At 71.8% G+C, this 14,865-nt stretch carries 15 protein-coding genes and 1 pseudogene; 8 read left to right on the top strand and 8 right to left on the bottom strand.

The annotated features are described in order from the left end of the window. Positions 1-139 precede the first annotated feature (139 nt). From B100_RS0123670 to B100_RS34910, 5 genes are all read left to right on the top strand, one after another. Positions 140-895: a (5-formylfuran-3-yl)methyl phosphate synthase gene (locus B100_RS0123670; RefSeq protein WP_024886892.1), complete on the top strand. Its 756-nt coding sequence runs from the start codon at positions 140-142 to the stop codon at positions 893-895. Positions 896-903: 8 nt separating this feature from the next. Beyond that, entirely contained in the window at positions 904-2,313 is a 1,410-nt protein-coding gene (locus tag B100_RS0123675) for an aldehyde dehydrogenase family protein (RefSeq protein ID WP_024886893.1), read from the top strand. 3 nt (positions 2,314-2,316) lie between these two features. Next, a complete protein-coding gene (locus B100_RS0123680; RefSeq protein WP_024886894.1) occupies positions 2,317-3,423 on the top strand; it encodes an NAD(P)-dependent alcohol dehydrogenase in 1,107 nt (368 codons plus the stop codon). A gap of 60 nt (positions 3,424-3,483) precedes the next feature. Continuing rightward, positions 3,484-4,389, top strand: a complete 906-nt coding sequence (locus B100_RS0123685; RefSeq protein ID WP_024886895.1) for a class I SAM-dependent methyltransferase — start codon at positions 3,484-3,486, stop codon at positions 4,387-4,389. A gap of 139 nt (positions 4,390-4,528) precedes the next feature. After that, positions 4,529-4,909, top strand: a complete 381-nt coding sequence (locus tag B100_RS34910; RefSeq protein ID WP_158686746.1) for a hypothetical protein — start codon at positions 4,529-4,531, stop codon at positions 4,907-4,909. Positions 4,910-5,004: 95 nt separating this feature from the next. Here the strand turns inward: B100_RS34910 and B100_RS0123695 are convergent, their stop codons facing one another. From B100_RS0123695 to B100_RS0123710, 4 genes are all read right to left on the bottom strand, one after another. Next, the gene (locus B100_RS0123695) at positions 5,005-5,529 is read right to left on the bottom strand and encodes a hypothetical protein (RefSeq protein WP_024886897.1); all 525 of its coding nucleotides are present in this window, start codon (positions 5,527-5,529) and stop codon (positions 5,005-5,007) included. A 102-nt stretch (positions 5,530-5,631) separates the two neighbouring features. Further along, positions 5,632-6,165 (bottom strand): EF-hand domain-containing protein, encoded by a 534-nt coding sequence (locus B100_RS0123700; protein ID WP_024886898.1) that lies wholly within the window; start codon positions 6,163-6,165, stop codon positions 5,632-5,634. Between the two features lie 232 nt (positions 6,166-6,397). Beyond that, entirely contained in the window at positions 6,398-7,087 is a 690-nt protein-coding gene (locus B100_RS0123705) for a response regulator transcription factor (protein ID WP_037723339.1), read from the bottom strand. Continuing rightward, a complete protein-coding gene (locus tag B100_RS0123710) occupies positions 7,084-8,028 on the bottom strand; it encodes a histidine kinase (RefSeq protein ID WP_051490041.1) in 945 nt (314 codons plus the stop codon). The genes B100_RS0123705 and B100_RS0123710 overlap by 4 nt, the downstream gene beginning before the upstream one ends. Before the next feature lie 515 nt (positions 8,029-8,543). On the opposite strand from B100_RS0123710, the gene B100_RS0123715 reads away from it, so the two are divergent. Both B100_RS0123715 and B100_RS0123720 read left to right on the top strand, forming a co-directional pair. Further along, positions 8,544-8,786, top strand: coding sequence for a hypothetical protein (locus tag B100_RS0123715; protein WP_024886901.1), 243 nt, complete (start codon positions 8,544-8,546; stop codon positions 8,784-8,786). A gap of 10 nt (positions 8,787-8,796) precedes the next feature. After that, complete coding sequence (locus B100_RS0123720) at positions 8,797-9,567, top strand: polysaccharide deacetylase family protein (protein ID WP_037723342.1); 771 nt, start codon at positions 8,797-8,799, stop codon at positions 9,565-9,567. A 242-nt stretch (positions 9,568-9,809) separates the two neighbouring features. Here the strand turns inward: B100_RS0123720 and B100_RS35825 are convergent. After that, positions 9,810-9,944 (bottom strand): annotated as a pseudogene (locus B100_RS35825) (HTH domain-containing protein); the annotation flags it as partial. A 136-nt stretch (positions 9,945-10,080) separates the two neighbouring features. On the opposite strand from B100_RS35825, the gene B100_RS0123725 reads away from it, so the two are divergent. After that, positions 10,081-10,476: a RidA family protein gene (locus B100_RS0123725; RefSeq protein ID WP_024886903.1), complete on the top strand. Its 396-nt coding sequence runs from the start codon at positions 10,081-10,083 to the stop codon at positions 10,474-10,476. Between the two features lie 74 nt (positions 10,477-10,550). Here the strand turns inward: B100_RS0123725 and B100_RS0123730 are convergent, their stop codons facing one another. Genes B100_RS0123730 through B100_RS0123740 form a run of 3 tightly spaced genes read right to left on the bottom strand, consistent with a single transcriptional unit; the run spans position 10,551 to position 14,634 of the window. After that, positions 10,551-11,210, bottom strand: coding sequence for a response regulator transcription factor (locus tag B100_RS0123730; RefSeq protein ID WP_024886904.1), 660 nt, complete (start codon positions 11,208-11,210; stop codon positions 10,551-10,553). After that, positions 11,207-12,427, bottom strand: a complete 1,221-nt coding sequence (locus tag B100_RS0123735) for a sensor histidine kinase (RefSeq protein ID WP_199785279.1) — start codon at positions 12,425-12,427, stop codon at positions 11,207-11,209. The genes B100_RS0123730 and B100_RS0123735 overlap by 4 nt, the downstream gene beginning before the upstream one ends. 5 nt (positions 12,428-12,432) lie before the next feature. Beyond that, complete coding sequence (locus B100_RS0123740) at positions 12,433-14,634, bottom strand: MMPL family transporter (RefSeq protein ID WP_024886906.1); 2,202 nt, start codon at positions 14,632-14,634, stop codon at positions 12,433-12,435. Positions 14,635-14,865 lie beyond the last annotated feature (231 nt).

A 14,865-nucleotide genomic window follows, 5' to 3' on the forward strand; every position in this document is an offset into this window, starting at 1 on the left:
CGCCCTGATCACTCAACGGGCACTCTGTGCGCCCTTTCGGCTGCGAAGGGTGACGGAAATGATGAGTGCGCCAGACAAGGACCAGGCGATCCGCGGCCCCCGTCCATGGACGGGCCGGACCCGCGGCGAAGGAGGCCAGGTGTTGCTTCTCATCTCCCCGGACGGTGTCGAGGAAGCGCTCGACTGCGCCAAGGCGGCGGAGCACCTCGACATCGTCGACGTCAAGAAGCCCGACGAGGGCTCTCTCGGCGCGAACTTCCCCTGGGTCATCAGGGAGATCCGCGAGGCGGTCCCGGAGGACAAGCCGGTGTCCGCGACCGTGGGAGATGTCCCGTACAAGCCCGGCACGGTGGCCCAGGCCGCACTCGGCGCGGTCGTCTCCGGAGCCACTTACATCAAGGTCGGTCTCTACGGATGCACGACCCCTGACCAGGGCATCGAGGTCATGCGCGCCGTCGTACGGGCGGTGAAGGAGCACAACCCGGACGCGCTCGTCGTCGCCTCGGGCTATGCCGACGCCCACCGCATCGGCTGCGTCAATCCGCTCGCGGTGCCCGACATCGCGACCCGCTCCGGCGCCGACGCGGCCATGCTGGACACCGCCGTGAAGGACGGGACGCGGCTGTTCGACCACGTTCCGCCGGACGTCTGCGCCGAGTTCGTCCAGCTGAGCCACGCGTCGGGCCGGCTCGCGGCCCTCGCCGGCAGTGTCCGCCAGGACGACCTCGCGGAACTGACCCGCATCGGCACGGACATCGTGGGGGTCAGGGGAGCCGTCTGCGAGGGCGGTGACCGCAACGCCGGCAGGATCCAGCCGCACCTGGTGGCCGCCTTCCGGGCGGAGATGGACCGGCACGAGCGGGAGCAGACCGTCAGCCTCCCCGCCGCGCGCTGACCGCCGACATGCCGATCCCCGAGACCGAGCCCGCGCGCGCCCCCGGACCCGGGGCCGGCTGTTTCGCGGTCGTCGACCCGGCCACCGGGGAAGCGTTCGACGAGGCTGCCGACACGCGCCCGGACGACCTGGACGCCGTGATCGGCCGGGCCCACCGGGCCTGGAGCGGCTGGCGGGCCGACCCCGTCGCGCGCAGCACCGCGTTGCGCGCGGCGGCCGACGCGGTGGAGGCGGCCGGCGACGACCTCGCCCGCCTGCTCACCAGGGAACAGGGCAAGCCCTTGTCCGAGTCGTCAGCGGAGGTGGCCCGCACGGCGGCCCGCCTCCGCTACTTCGCGGACCTCACTCCCAGAACCCGGCCGATCGACGACGGCCGGCCGGTCCGCAGCGAGGTCCGGTGGCGGTCGCTCGGGCCCGTCGCCGCGATCGTGCCGTGGAACTTCCCCCTCCAACTGGCGGCGGCGAAGTTCGCGCCCGCTCTGGCGGCCGGGAACACGGTGGTCGTCAAACCCTCCCCGCACACCCCGCTGGCCACCAGGATGCTCGGTTCCCTCCTCGCCGCCGTCCTGCCCGAGGACGTCCTGACCGTCGTCACCGGCCGCGAACCCCTCGGCGGACATCTCGCGTCCCATCCGGGCATCCGCCATGTCACCTTCACCGGTTCGGTGTCCACCGGGCGGGAGGTCGCCCGGGCGGCGGCGGCCTCCCTCGCCCGGGTCACGCTGGAGCTGGGCGGCAACGACGCCGCGGTTCTCCTGGACGACGTCGACGTGGAGGGGATCGCCGACCGGCTGTTCTGGGCGGCGTTCCGCAACTGCGGACAGGTCTGTATGGCAGTCAAACGCCTCTACGTCCCCGCCCGGCTGCACACCGACGTCGTCGAAGCCCTCGCCCAGCGGGCGAAGACTGTCGCCGTCGGTCCCGGCCTCGACCCGGCGACCCAGCTGGGCCCGGTCAACAACGCGGCCCAACTGGCCCGCGTCGAACAACTCACCCGGCAGGCCCTGGCGGACGGCGCCCGGGCCGCGGCCGGCGGCCACCGGCAGGACGGCCCGGGCTACTTCTTCGCTCCCACCGTCCTCGTAGACGTGCCACCCGACAGCCCGGTCGTCACCGGCGAGCAGTTCGGACCGGTCCTTCCGGTGCTGCCGTACCGGAACCTCGACGAAGCCGTCGACGCGGCCAACGGCACCGGCTTCGGACTGGGCGGCTCCGTGTGGGGCACCGACCTCGACCGGGCCGAGGCGGTGGCCGAGCGGCTCGAATGCGGCACCGCCTGGGTCAACCACCACGCCGAGCTGTCCCTGGCCCAGCCCTTCGCAGGCGTCAAGGACAGCGGCGTCGGCGTCGCGGGCGGGCCGTGGGGGCTGTACGGCAACCTCCAGCCGTTCGTCGTCCACCGTCCGCGGGAGGCGTGACGCATGAGGTTCCAGGCAGCCGTACTGCGGTCCTACGACGCCCCGTTCACGATGGAGGAGGTGGTGCTGCGCACGGAGCCCGCCGTCGGCGAGCTCCTGGTCGAGATCGCGGGCACCGGGATGTGCCGGACCGATCTCGCCGTCCGGCGGTCCGCCGGCCGGAGCCCGGTGCCCGCCGTCCTCGGCCACGAGGGCGCCGGGGTCGTGGTCCGTACGGGGGACGGCCCGGACACGGGGATCGGCGTCGGAGACCACGTCGTGCTGAGCTTCGACTCCTGCGGACACTGCCCGACCTGCCGCAGCGCGGCCCCCGCCTACTGCGACTCCTTCGCGTCCCTCAACCTCTTCGGGGGACGCGAGGAGAAGCCGGCGCGGATCACCGACGCGTCAGGCAACGCACTGGCGCCCCGCTGGTTCGGGCAGTCCTCGTTCGCCGAGTACGCCCTCGTTCCGGCCCGTAACGCCGTACGGGTCGACCCCGCACTGCCGCTCGAACTGCTCGGCCCCCTCGGCTGCGGCTCCCTCACCGGTGCCGGAGCCGTGCTGAACACCTTCGAGGCGGGGCCTGGCGACACCCTCGTCGTCCTCGGCGCGGGAGCCGTGGGCCTGACCGCGGTGATGGCGGCCACCGCCGCGGGCGCACTGACTGTGGCCGTCGACCGGCACCCCGAACGGCTCACGGCGGCCGAGCGGTTCGGCGCGATCGCACTGCCCGCCGCCTCACCCGGCCTGCCGGAGCGGATCCGGCGACTGACCGACGGCGGCGCCCGGTACGCGCTGGACACCACGGCCTCACCCCCACTCATCAACCAGGCGCTGCACGCACTGCGTCCCACCGGCAGCCTCGGCCTGGTGGCACGCCTTCACACCCCCCTCACCCTCGAACCCGGCGCCCTCGACCGCGGCCGCAGCGTGCGCCACATCTGCGAAGGCGACGCCGTACCCGCCCTGTTGATCCCACGGCTGATCGGACTGTGGCGGGCCGGGCGCTTCCCCTTCGACCAGCTGATCCGCACCTACCCCTTGTCCGGCATCAACGAGGCCGAACGCGACTGCGACGCCGGCCGGGTGGTCAAACCCGTCCTGCTCCCGGACCAGGCGAGCGGGTGACCGCGGCACACTCACCCGGCCCTCGATCTCTCCCCCCATCCCCCCGCCGACGGAGGCAGCATGGAAGGCACGGCACCCCAGCACACGGACGTGGAAGGTGTGGACGGAGGAGTGGGTCTGACCGCACTCCTGGTCGCCGCGTCACGGGCCATCGAAACCCACCGTGACGACACTCTGGCCCAGGACGCCTTCGCCGAACACTTCGTGCGCGCGGCCCCTGCCTGCACGCACTGGCCGGTGCGCATCGAGGAGGTCGCGGACGGGGACGACAACCCGCTGTGGGGAAGGTTCGCCCGCTACTTCGGCCTGCGGACGAGGGTGCTGGACGACTTCGTCCTCGGGTCGGTCGGTGCGGGCCCACGCCAGGTGGTGCTGCTGGGTGCGGGGTTGGACACCCGCGCCTTCCGCCTGGACCTGCCGTCCGACTCCGTCGTGTTCGAGATCGACAGGGCGGGGGTGCTGGCGTTCAAGGAAAGGGTGCTCACGGACCTGTCGGCGGCCCCGAAGGTGAAGCGCGTCCCCGTGCCGGTCGACCTGCGGGAGGACTGGGCCGGTGCGCTCACCACGGCCGGGTTCGACCCGGCCGCGCCGAGCGTCTGGCTGGCCGAAGGGCTTCTCTTCTACCTGCCCGGCCCGGCCGAGACGTACCTCGTCGACACGGTGGACCGGCTGGCCGCCGGAGGCAGTGCGCTGGCCTTCGAGGCCAAGCTGGAGAAGGACCTCCTGGCGTACCGGGACAGCCCGACGTACACGGCGACGCGGGACCTCATCGGCATCGACCTGCTCCACCTCTTCGACAAGGGGCCACGGCCCGACTCCGCGGGCGCCCTGACGGCGAAGGGCTGGTCCACCTCGACGCACACGCCTTTCGAGTTCACCCGCCGGCACGGACGCGGTCCCCTCCCCGAGCCCAACGACGCGCTGGAGGGGAACCGTTGGGTGTTCACCCACAAACTCGCGCCATGACGCCCGGTTTCCGGCCGTCGTGCGGACGGCTGCGGCAACACGCCGGGAATCGCCTTGAACGGTGGCCCCGTGCGGGCGACGCTGACCGCACCAGGGGCCCGCCCAAAGGCTCCCGGGACTCGACAGGGGGAATCAGAAGATGCGCAGGACGAGTGCACGCCCGCTGACCATGACGGTGATCGCGGCGGCGGTGGGCGTGATGGCCGCCGCGGGTATGACGGCCCCGGCCGCCGCGGCGGAAGCGTCGCAGACCGACCGGACGAACGTGAGTGCCGCGTTCGAGACGGTCACCACCTGGGTCCAGGGCAACGTGCGGATCGGGCCGTCGACGGGGTACCGCGTCGCCTACACCGTCGCGGCGAACCAGAACCTCACCGCCGTGTGCTGGCTCGAGGGCGGCACGGTCTCCGCCAACGGCTACACCCACAACAAGTGGGTGTACCTCTCGGACGACAGGTACATCTGGGGCGGGCTGCTCAAGGGCAACGAGGTGGGCAACGTCAGCTCGCACTGCTGGTGACCCGCCGGCCGTTCCCACACCCGGGGCGGGAGCGGCCGTCCGCGGCGCGGGGCTGCTGCCGGCAGCACCACCTGTGCCCCCCGTGACATCGGGGGTCAGCGTCCGGGTGCGTCCTCGCGCGGCAGAGGGCCGACGTCCGCGTGGCGGCCGGGGCGAAGGGCGGCGTGCCGCTGTCCGGGGCCGGGGCCGCCACGCGCGGCCAGGGCGTCGGCGACGGCACCGGTGACGAACGCGTAGACGGCCTTGTGCAGGACGTCCACCGCGAGTTCCCGGCGGGGCCAGGTCTGCGGCGGCGCGCCCACACCGGTCGCGTTCTCCAGGATCTGGTCGTTGGTCAGGCGAACGACGGTGAACTTGGCGGAGGCGACCGGTCCGCGCAGTCCGGCCTGGGCCATGACCGACCGCAGCACGCCGAGGAGGGCGGCCTGACCGAAGTGCATGGCCCAGTTGACCTTGAGCGGCTGGGTGCCGGGCCGCTCCGGCAGGCCGGTCAGGCGCTGCAGGACACGGGCCGGCACATGGGAGTCCGGCCGGCCCGTGACGGCCTGCTCCAGCTTCTCGCCGAGCGTCATCACGACGGCACCGGCGACCAGCCCCTGCCACAGTGCGTGCTTCATCATGCCGGGGCGGGTACCCGTTCCGCCGACCAGGTCACGCGCCGGCCGCCGGCTACCAGGGCGGCTTGCGGCCGTGAACGCTTGGACGCCCGTGATGCGGTCCGGTCAGACGGTCCGGGCCGTCACCAGCCGGTCACCCGGAATCCCCGCCATGTCCGGCGCGTAGTACTCCTCGATGCCGGCGGCCCACGCTGACACGGTGACGCGGTCGTCGGCGTCCGGGCCGAAGGCGTCGAAGAGGGCGTGGATGTTCGCCTCCTCGAAGCCGATCGCCCTCATCAGCGACACGAACAGGGGGCGCTCGATCAGACCGTCCCCGTCGGGATCGCCGAGCGCGGAGAGAGCCTCGGCGAACTCGGTGATCGTGGGGCCGAAACGCTCGGGGTCGAGCACGAAGGGACGGAACTCGTCCACGGAGATGACGCCGTCGCCGTTGGCGTCCAGTTCCGTGGACAGCGTCGTCCAGTAGCGGCGGAACGCGGCTCGGATGGCGTCCTTGGCGCCGTCGTCCGAAGCGGTCGCCGCTTCCAGGACACGGCCCGTCATCAGGTCGAAGTCGTCGGAGTCGAGGACTCCGTTGCCGTTGGCGTCGAAGAGGGAGAAGACCAGCTCGACCCGCTTGGCGGCCTCATCTCGCATGTGCGTCACCTGTCTTCCACGACCCGACGATTTCGGGCCTGATCCGTGATCCATGGAACCGTCAGGGACGAGCCGCAGGCCCTCGATCTTCGTTATTGGTGTCCGCGGAACCGCTGGATGACCATGTGTGACACGTCCGGCTCCGCACCTGTGACGACCAGGGTGTTCCGACCGATCCCGTTGATCAGCTCATCGGACCTGGTGCCCCTTCCCGCGCCCGTACGCCGACGCATCAGATGCTCCCCGACCGGTAGACGAGCAGCGCGATCTGCACCCGGTTGTTCAGCCCGAGCTTGGTCAGGATGTGGGAGACGTGCGACTTGACCGTGGGGACGCTCATGTAGAGGTCTGCCGCGATCTGCGCGTTGGTCCGGCCGTCGGCGACGGCGAGGGCGACCTCCCGCTCCCGGTCGCCGAGCAGCCCGAGCTGCCGCCGGGCGTCGTCGGCGCCGCCTGGGTGGTGAGCCGGGGGAGGGGTGGGTGAGTCCTGCGCGGGCGGCTGGTGGGCGACGGCGTCGACGAGGTGCCGCAGGGCCTCCGGGGACATCACCGGCTCCCCGGCCGAGGTGCGGCGTACCGCGTCGATGATCGTCTCCGGCCGGGTGTGCTTCAGCAGGAAACCGGCCGCGCCCGCCCGCAGGGCGCGCAGCACGTAGTCGTCCGTGGTGAACGTCGTCAGCATGAGGATCTCCGGCCGCCCCCCGGGCCTGGCCCGCAGCAGGCGGGTGGCCTCCAGACCGTCCACGGTCGGCATGCGGATGTCCATCAGCACGAGGTCGGGGTCGTACCGCTCGGTCAGTTCGACGACCTCACCGCCGTCCTGCGCCTCGCCCACCACCTCGATGTCGCCGGCGGAGGCCAGCATCATCCGCAGCCCGGCCCGCACCAGGGCGTCGTCGTCGACGAGCAGCACCCGGATCATGCGGCCGGCCAGGGGAGACGGGCCAGCAGGTGATGCGTCACGCGGTCGGCGCCGTCGGCGCGCAGTCCGTGACGGAGTTCCCCGCCGGCCAGGGCGGCGCGTTCCGTGAGGCCGACCAGGCCGAGCCCGCTGCCGGGGACGGGGGACGTGGATCCGGGGGTCACGGGGTTGCTCACCTCGATGGTCAGGCCGGCCCCCGGGGCGCCGCGCACGACGAGGCGTACGGGCTGCCCGGGGGCGTGCTTGCGGGCGTTGGTGAGGGCTTCCTGGACTATCCGATAGGCGGTGCGTCCCATGGCGGGCGGGGCGGCGGCCGTGTCGGCGGGCGCGCAGCCGAAGACGAGGTCGATCGCGGTCCCGGCGGTACGCGACTCCTCCACGAGGCGCGTCAGGTCGGCGAGGACCGGCTGCGGCGCCGACGAGCGGGAGGCGTCGGTCGGGGGAGCGCGCAGCACGCCGAGCAGTTGCTGCAGTTCCTCCAGCGCCTGGTGGGCGCTGTCACGGATCACGCCCGCGGCCTGCTGGACCTGTTCCGTGGGTGCCCCCGGGTTCACCTGCAAGGCCCCCGCGTGCACGCTGAGCAGGGACAGCCGGTGGGCCAGCGTGTCGTGCATCTCGTGGGCGATCGCCTCGCGTTCACGCTGCCGGGCGTGCTCGGCGCGCAGGGCGGCCTCGGTCCTGGCCTGCTCGGTGCGCTCGCGCAGTCCGCGCAGGAACAGTCCCCAGCCGACGGCCCCGCCCACCAGCACCGCACCGGTCACCACCGTCGACAGGGTGCGCGAGCCGGGCGCGTACACGGCGAGGTAGAGGACGCAGGGCAGCAGGGCGAGCGCGGTGACGGCCAGGACCGTCCGGACCGGGCGCGTCGCCGCCACGGTGCACAGGGCGACGAGAGCGGCCGGGATCAGCGGCCACACCACCGACAGGAGCACCAGCACCACGGCGACCGGTACCGGCCAACGGCGCCGCCACCACAGCAGCGCGCCGGCTGCCGTCGCGACCAGCAGAGCCGGCCCCGCACCGGAATAAAAGGAAACAGGAAGTGAAACAAGACGTCCGAATTCCTCGACAAAGGCAGTTCCCGACGGAAATCGCGGAAAAACCGCCAAGTCGTTCGCCTGCGCATAGGACACGGTGACCGAAAGCGCCGCGGCACCGATCACCGTCAACAGATCGACGATCCGGTCACGGCTGCTCCTGCTCATGCTCCTCCATCTCACCCGGCACAGCGTACGACATCGGTGCGCAGGTCAGATCCCCCGGAGGGTGTGGGAGCGGGCCACTGCGCCAGATCCCTACTTTGGTATGAGTGCGGCTGAGGATTTCTTGCCGTACTCCTACTTTCGTCACAAGGCGTCGTCGACCAAATGCCGAAGCCGGCGACCGGGGCGCATTTCTAGCGTGGTGGTCACGTAATCACCGGAACGATCAATCCGCGTTGGAAGAGAGAATCCCCATGCTTTCGCGTCTGCGTCCCGTGCCGACCGTCGCCGCCCTCATCGGCGGACTGCTGGTCCTGACCGGCGCCTGGCGGCTCGCCACCCGCGCCTGGGCCCACCTGGACGGATGGCTGTTCGGCCGCCTGCCCTACGGACCCGGGCTGGGCCACGTCGCGCTGCTGGTCCTCGGAGGGGTCGTCCTGGCCCTGGCCGTCCGCTCCGCCCGCCACGCCGGCGACCCGGCCGGCCAGGGACGGTGACGGACACACCGTGAAGTCGACCAAGACCCGCATCCTGACGGCCGCCGCCGCCCTGCTGATCGCCGCCGCCGTGACGATCTCCCTGACCGGCTGGTCCACCCTGAGCAACGTGATCAGCCCGGCCGAAGCCCGCGCACAGGCGCCGAAGGACGCCGCGGTCACCGGAGCTGTCGACTGCCGCAAGATCAAGTGCATCGCGCTGACCTTCGACGGCGGTCCCAGCAAGCCCACCCCGGAACTCCTGGACGTCCTCAAGGCCGAGAAGGTGCACGCGACCTTCTTCCTCCAGGGGAAGAAGCACACCGACACCTTCCCGGAGACGGTCCGCCGCATGGCTCGCGAGGGGCACGAGATCGCCAACCACACCTGGACCCACAAGAACCTCAAGGAACTCACCGACGAGGAGGTGCGTGCCCAGATGCTCCCCGTTCAGCGGGACATCGAGAAGATCACCGGGCACGCCCCCACCCTGATGCGGCCACCGGGCGGCGCCACCGACGACGACCTCAAGAAGATCATGAAGGACCTGGGGCTCGCCCAGATCCTCTGGAGCGTCACCGCCAAGGACTACGAGACCACGGACACCGCACTGATAGAGAAGCGCGTCCTCGACGGGGCCGAGCGCGACGGCATCATCCTGCTGCACGAACGCTACGCGGGCACCATCCCGGCCGTGCCGGACATCATCCACCGGCTCCGGAAGCGGGGCTACACGTTCGTGACGGTCCCCGAGCTCATGGCACCGGCGAAGCCCCAGCCGGGCGAGGTGTACCGCCCCTGACCCCTTTCTCACCCACCGGTGTCCGAGACGTCCTCGCCCGCCGCCCGGCCGCAGTCGCGCTGTCGGCCGCAGCGGGCGGGCCGGACGTCCCGGCCGGTGTGTCGTAGCGGGCGGCCACCGCCCTGGCGCGGTCGCGCAGTGTGGGGCGGGCCGGTGCGGGTCGGGGATCTCGGCGTGGGGTGCGTGTTGCTACTGGGCCCACTGGGCGTGGCGTGGGTCCTGGAAGGTGAGGGTGAGGTGGTGGCCGCGGACAGGGCGTCCATGTCGCGCGGCACGGTGCGGGTGGACACCTCGAGTTCGCGGGCGAGTGCCGCGGCGGTCATCCGGCCCCGTTGGCGCAGCAGGAGCACGAGGGACACCAGGCGGTCGGCGCGCAGGGGAAAACCCTGACGAAATACATGACGGCGGATGTCACGTTTTGTTGGCAGGGTTCCTCACACGACGTCAGGGCGCGGCGCAGGCCGGGCTTTCGGCGTGAGTACTTCCTTTCGTCCGGATGGAGCAGATGCGGTAATGGAACGTAACGCGGTCAACCCGGTGTCGTGGTCGGTGGACATGGGCTTCAACCAGGGAGAGGTCGTCTCGGGGCACTCCCGCACCCTGTACATCTCGGGGCAGACGGCGATGAGCGAGGACGGCAAGCCCGAGCACGACGGTGACATGGCGGCGCAGCTGGCCCTGAGCGTCGACAACATCGAGGCGGTGCTCGCCGAGGCGGGCATGTCCCTGGCGAACCTGGTCCGGCTGAACGTCTACACGACCGACGTCGACCTTTTCTTCCAGCACTACGGCGTGCTGGCCGGGCGTCTGGGAGCGGCCGGCGTCGCCCCGACCACCACCATGCTCGGCGTGACCCGCCTGGCCATCCCCGGCCAGATGGTCGAACTCGAAGGCACCGCCGTCGCGTAAGGAGGAGTGACCGCACAGGAATGCCGACCGGCGGGGGCGCCGCAACGGCCCGGGGCGCCCGGCAGCACCCGGCGTCACGGTGATTCCTCCCCGTCGGCGGCCCTCCGCAGCAGCCCCTTCTCCATCGCGACCACCACCGCCCTCGTGCGGTCGTTCACGTCGAGCTTGGCGAACAGGCGGAGCAGATGGGTCTTCACCGTCGCCTCCGCGATGACCAGGCGGCGCCCGATCTCGGCGTTGGTCAGACCGTCCGCCACCGCGCGCAGCACGTCCGCCTCACGGGCGGTGAGCGGGACCTGGGCGGGCCGGCGCATCCGGGCGACCAGCCTCTCGGCCACCCGGGGCGCCAGCACCGTCTCACCCCGTGACGCGGCGTGGATCGCGTCGACCAGCTGCTCACGGGTGGTGTCCTTGAGCAGGTAGCCGATGGCCCCGGCCTCCACACCGCGCTCGATGTCCGCGTCCGTGTCGTACGTCGTCAGGATCAGCACGCGGGTACGGGGGAAGCGCGCCACGATCTCGGCCGTCGTCGCCACCCCGTCGAGCACCGGCATGCGCAGGTCGACCAGCGCGACGTCCGGCGCGTGCAGTTCGACGAGTTCGAGGGCAGCGCGGCCGTCGCCCGCCTCGCCGGCGATGTCGATGCTCTCCTCGGACGCCAGGAGAGCCACCACTCCCGCCCGCATGACCGTGTGGTCGTCCACCACGACGATCCGGACCGCTCCGCCGGTCATGCGCCGACCCCGTTCGCTCCCGGGGCCGGGGAGGTCAGGGGGACCGACGCGAGAACCCGCGTGCCGTCCCCCAGCGAACTCGTCACCGTCAGCCTCCCGCCCAGTTCCGCCAGCCGTTTGCGCATCCCGTCCAGGCCGAAGCCCGCCGACTCCTCCACCACGAAGCCGGTCCCGTCGTCGGTGACCTCCAGTTCCACCCCGTCGGCGTGCCGGGCGAGGACCACGCCGACCGTGGAGGCACGCGCGTGCTTGCGCACGTTGGCCAGGGACTCCTGGGTGCAGCGCAGCAGCGCGATCCGCGTCTGCTGGTCGCACTCCAGGGCCTCCAGCTCGGCGTCCACGGTGAGCCCGGTGTCCTCCGCGAAGCGCTCCACGGTCCGGCGCAGCGTCCGGGCCACCGATCCCGGCTCCGCCCGGCCGGCGCCCGGCCCCTGCGGGGAGCCGACCAGAGCTCTCGCCTCCGCGAGGTTGTCCCGCGCGGTCGACTCGATCGACCGCAACTGCTGGGCACTGCGCGCCGTGTCGGCGTGCAGCCCGGCACGGGCCGCCTCCGCGAGCACCACGATCGAGGCGAAACCCTGGGCGAGCGTGTCGTGGATGTCCCGCGCCATGCGCTCCCGTTCGTCCGCCGCGCCCTGGCGCTGGTGCGCCTCGGACAGCTGCGCCTGCGTCCGCTCCAACTCGTCGATCAGCCGCGCCCGTTCCTCGCTCTGCGCCACCACGGAATGCGCCCACAGCCCGATCAGCACCCCCACCGCGACGACGATCAGCGTCGACACGAGCGTCTCGCTGAAGAATTGCGCCGACCAGCCGCCCTCCCGCAGAACGCTTCCGGCCAGGGTGCCGGCCGTGGCCAGTCCCAGGAAGGCCATCGACGCACGCGGTGTCCGCCCGAACATCCAGTAGTGCGGCAGGGTGACCATGAACAACGCCGCGTAATTGCCGCGTAGATACGCCAGCCCGCCCAGCGCGACCACCAGCACCGACAGGTAGACGTGCGGCCGTACGACGCGGTGGCCGGGGAACCGGTGCAGAATCGCGTAGCACAGCACCACCGCGCCGAGCAGCGCGAGCGCGGCGTACTTGCTCCCTCCGGGCCGGTCCATGGCGACGAGTCCGACGGCCATCAGGGCGAACAGCACCCAGCACACCGAGTTCCAGCGGCGAAGCGTGGTGGCCCAGAAGGTGTCGGCGGCAGGCCCGGAGAGAGTGGTCATACCGATCAACCTATGTCGACCGCCGCTCGCGCCGGCTCCGTTTTCCCCGCCCCGTCCGCCGCTTTCCGCGCGCCCCGCGAGGGCCACCAACTGGCCTCACCGAGCAGCAGCATGGCCGACGGCAGCACCAGGACCCGCACGACGACCGCGTCGATCAGCACGGCCGCCGCCAGCACGAAACCGATCTGCTTCATCTCGATGATGTGGAGGAACACGAAGCTGGCGAAGACGGTCGTCATCACGACCGCGGCGCTGGTCACGACGCTCGCCGAGGAGCGGATCCCGTCGAGCACCGCCTGCCGGGTCGGGACGCCCGCCAGCACGGCCTCCCTGATCCGGCTGACCACGAACACCTGGTAGTCCATGGAGAGCCCGAAGAGGATCACGAAGAGGAAGAGCGGCACACGCGAGCCGATCGAGCCGGTGGAGTCGAAGCCCAGCAGCCTCTCGGCCCAGGTCCCCTGGAAGACCAGGACGAGCACTCCGAGCGCCGCCGCCGCGGACAGCAGGTTCAGCGCGACACCGATCAGGCCGAGGACGACCGACCGGAAGGCGTACACGGTCATCCCGAACGTCACCAGCAGCAACGCCCCCAGCACCAAGGGCAGTTTGCCGTTCTGGTGGGCGGGATAGTCGGCGTACCGGGCGACGTCACCGCTCACCCCGAACTCGGCGCCGTCGACCCGGCCCACCGTGGCGGGCAGGTAGTCGTCCCGCAGCCGGTCGAGAGAGTCGTATGCCTCGTCGGAGTTCCCCAGGTACGGCACCTTCAGCTCGAGGACGCTGGTCCGGTGGTCGGCGGACGTCCGTATCCGCGAGCCACCGGTGAACAGCGGGTCGTCACCGGCACGCCGGCCCACCTCACGCAGCGCCGAGGCGACCTCCGCGGAGCGCGAGGCGTCGGCGCGCACCACGACCTGGTGCGTCACCCGCCGCTCGGGGAACGTCTCGTTGAGCCGGTCGTACACCCGCATCGCCGGGATGTCACGGGAGTGCGTGTCCCGGCTCATCTCCGTGATCTTCAGCCCGGCCAGGGGAGCGACGAGCGCGAGGAGACCGAGGACCGAACAGCACAGCGTGGCCAGCGGATGCCGGGCCGCGGGCCGCAGCAGCGCCGCCCACACCCGGCCGTCGCGCCCCCGCCGCAACGCCCGCCGGGCGGAACCGCCGCGCCGTGCCCGCCGCAGCTCCCGGCGCTCGGCCCGCAGCCCGAGCTTGACGAGGAGCGCGGGCAGAGCCGTGAGCGAACTGGCCACCGCGACGAGGACGACGACGATGGTGCCGGTCGCGAGCGAGGAGAAGATCACGTCGTTGGCCAGGTACAGCGTCGCCGTGGAGGCGACGACGGCCAGCCCGGAGACCACCACCGCCCGCCCCGAGGTCGCGGCAGCCAGCTCCACCAGCGCCGCCGGGCTCAGCCCGCCGCCGGCACGGTCCCGCTCCTCGCGTTCACGCTTGAGGTAGAAGAGCGTGTAGTCCACGCCGACCGCCAGGCCGATCATGAGGATGACGTTCGTGCCGACCCCGGCGTCCGGGGAGAGGTGCGAGGCGACCATGGAGAGCCCGATCGCCGCCGCGATGGACGACAGCGCCAGCAGCAGGGGCACGCCCGCCATGGTGACCGACCCGAACACGACCAGCAGCGTGACCAGGGTGACGGGGAGCGTGATCGCCTCCGACAGCGCCAGGTCGTCGCTGCGCTGCTGGTCGACGCCCTTGCTGATGGAGGGACTTCCGGTCTCCTCGAGAAGGAGTCCCGGATGGTCCTGCTGCACCGCCTCGGTCTGTTCGAGGAGCGCGTCGACCTTGTCCTTGGCGTCCCGCTCCTCGCCCTTCAGCGCCACCTCGACCATGAGGACCGTACGGTCAGCGGAGAGCAACGGGGCGGCGACGTCCGCGACGTCGGGCAGCCGCCGCATCCGCGCGGTGAGGTCCGCGGCGGCGGCCTCGGCCGCACGCCGGTCGAGAGTCCCCGATCTGGCGGAGATCAGCACCTGTTCGGTGGGCTTCCACTCCAGCCGCCCGTCGGCGGCGAGGGCTTCGGCGCGGCCCGCCTCACCGACCCGGTAGTCCGCCGTCTTCGCGCTGTTCGTACCGACAGTGCTGCCGGCGCCCAGACAGAGCGCCACGAACACCAGCCAGCCGGCGATCGCCCGCCAGGGGTGCCGGGCGCTCCACCGGGCCATGCGTACAGAGAATGACTTCATGCCCAAAACCCTCTCGGACCTGGGCAGTTGACGGACAGAGGCACTCGGTTGAACCTGCCGTCCACCGGTCGGTGGACACGGGCACGGGGGACAACCCCACCGGCGTCATCTGCGCGGAGCCGGGAGCCGGGGGCAAGGGCTGTGTGTCCGTTGCGTCGCGATCGCCGCCGGGACGGCCGGCGTGAGGCACACGCCCGCCGGGACGGCCGGCGTGAGGCACACGGTCAGCAC

It is taken from the genome of Streptomyces sp. CNH189 (assembly GCF_000527195.1).

Excerpts from the sequence above, each read along its gene's own strand:
- B100_RS0123675 (WP_024886893.1), top strand. The coding sequence starts at position 904 with ATGCCGATCCCCGAGACCGAGCCCGCGCGCGCCCCCGGACCCGGGGCC.
- B100_RS0123680 (WP_024886894.1), top strand. The coding sequence starts at position 2,317 with ATGAGGTTCCAGGCAGCCGTACTGCGGTCCTACGACGCCCCGTTCACG.
- B100_RS0123685 (WP_024886895.1), top strand. The coding sequence starts at position 3,484 with ATGGAAGGCACGGCACCCCAGCACACGGACGTGGAAGGTGTGGACGGA.
- B100_RS34910 (WP_158686746.1), top strand. The coding sequence starts at position 4,529 with ATGCGCAGGACGAGTGCACGCCCGCTGACCATGACGGTGATCGCGGCG.
- B100_RS0123695 (WP_024886897.1), bottom strand. The coding sequence starts at position 5,529 with ATGATGAAGCACGCACTGTGGCAGGGGCTGGTCGCCGGTGCCGTCGTG.
- B100_RS0123700 (WP_024886898.1), bottom strand. The coding sequence starts at position 6,165 with ATGCGAGATGAGGCCGCCAAGCGGGTCGAGCTGGTCTTCTCCCTCTTC.
- B100_RS0123705 (WP_037723339.1), bottom strand. The coding sequence starts at position 7,087 with ATGATCCGGGTGCTGCTCGTCGACGACGACGCCCTGGTGCGGGCCGGG.
- B100_RS0123715 (WP_024886901.1), top strand. The coding sequence starts at position 8,544 with ATGCTTTCGCGTCTGCGTCCCGTGCCGACCGTCGCCGCCCTCATCGGC.
- B100_RS0123725 (WP_024886903.1), top strand. The coding sequence starts at position 10,081 with ATGGAACGTAACGCGGTCAACCCGGTGTCGTGGTCGGTGGACATGGGC.
- B100_RS0123730 (WP_024886904.1), bottom strand. The coding sequence starts at position 11,210 with ATGACCGGCGGAGCGGTCCGGATCGTCGTGGTGGACGACCACACGGTC.
- B100_RS0123735 (WP_199785279.1), bottom strand. The coding sequence starts at position 12,427 with ATGACCACTCTCTCCGGGCCTGCCGCCGACACCTTCTGGGCCACCACG.
- B100_RS0123740 (WP_024886906.1), bottom strand. The coding sequence starts at position 14,634 with ATGAAGTCATTCTCTGTACGCATGGCCCGGTGGAGCGCCCGGCACCCC.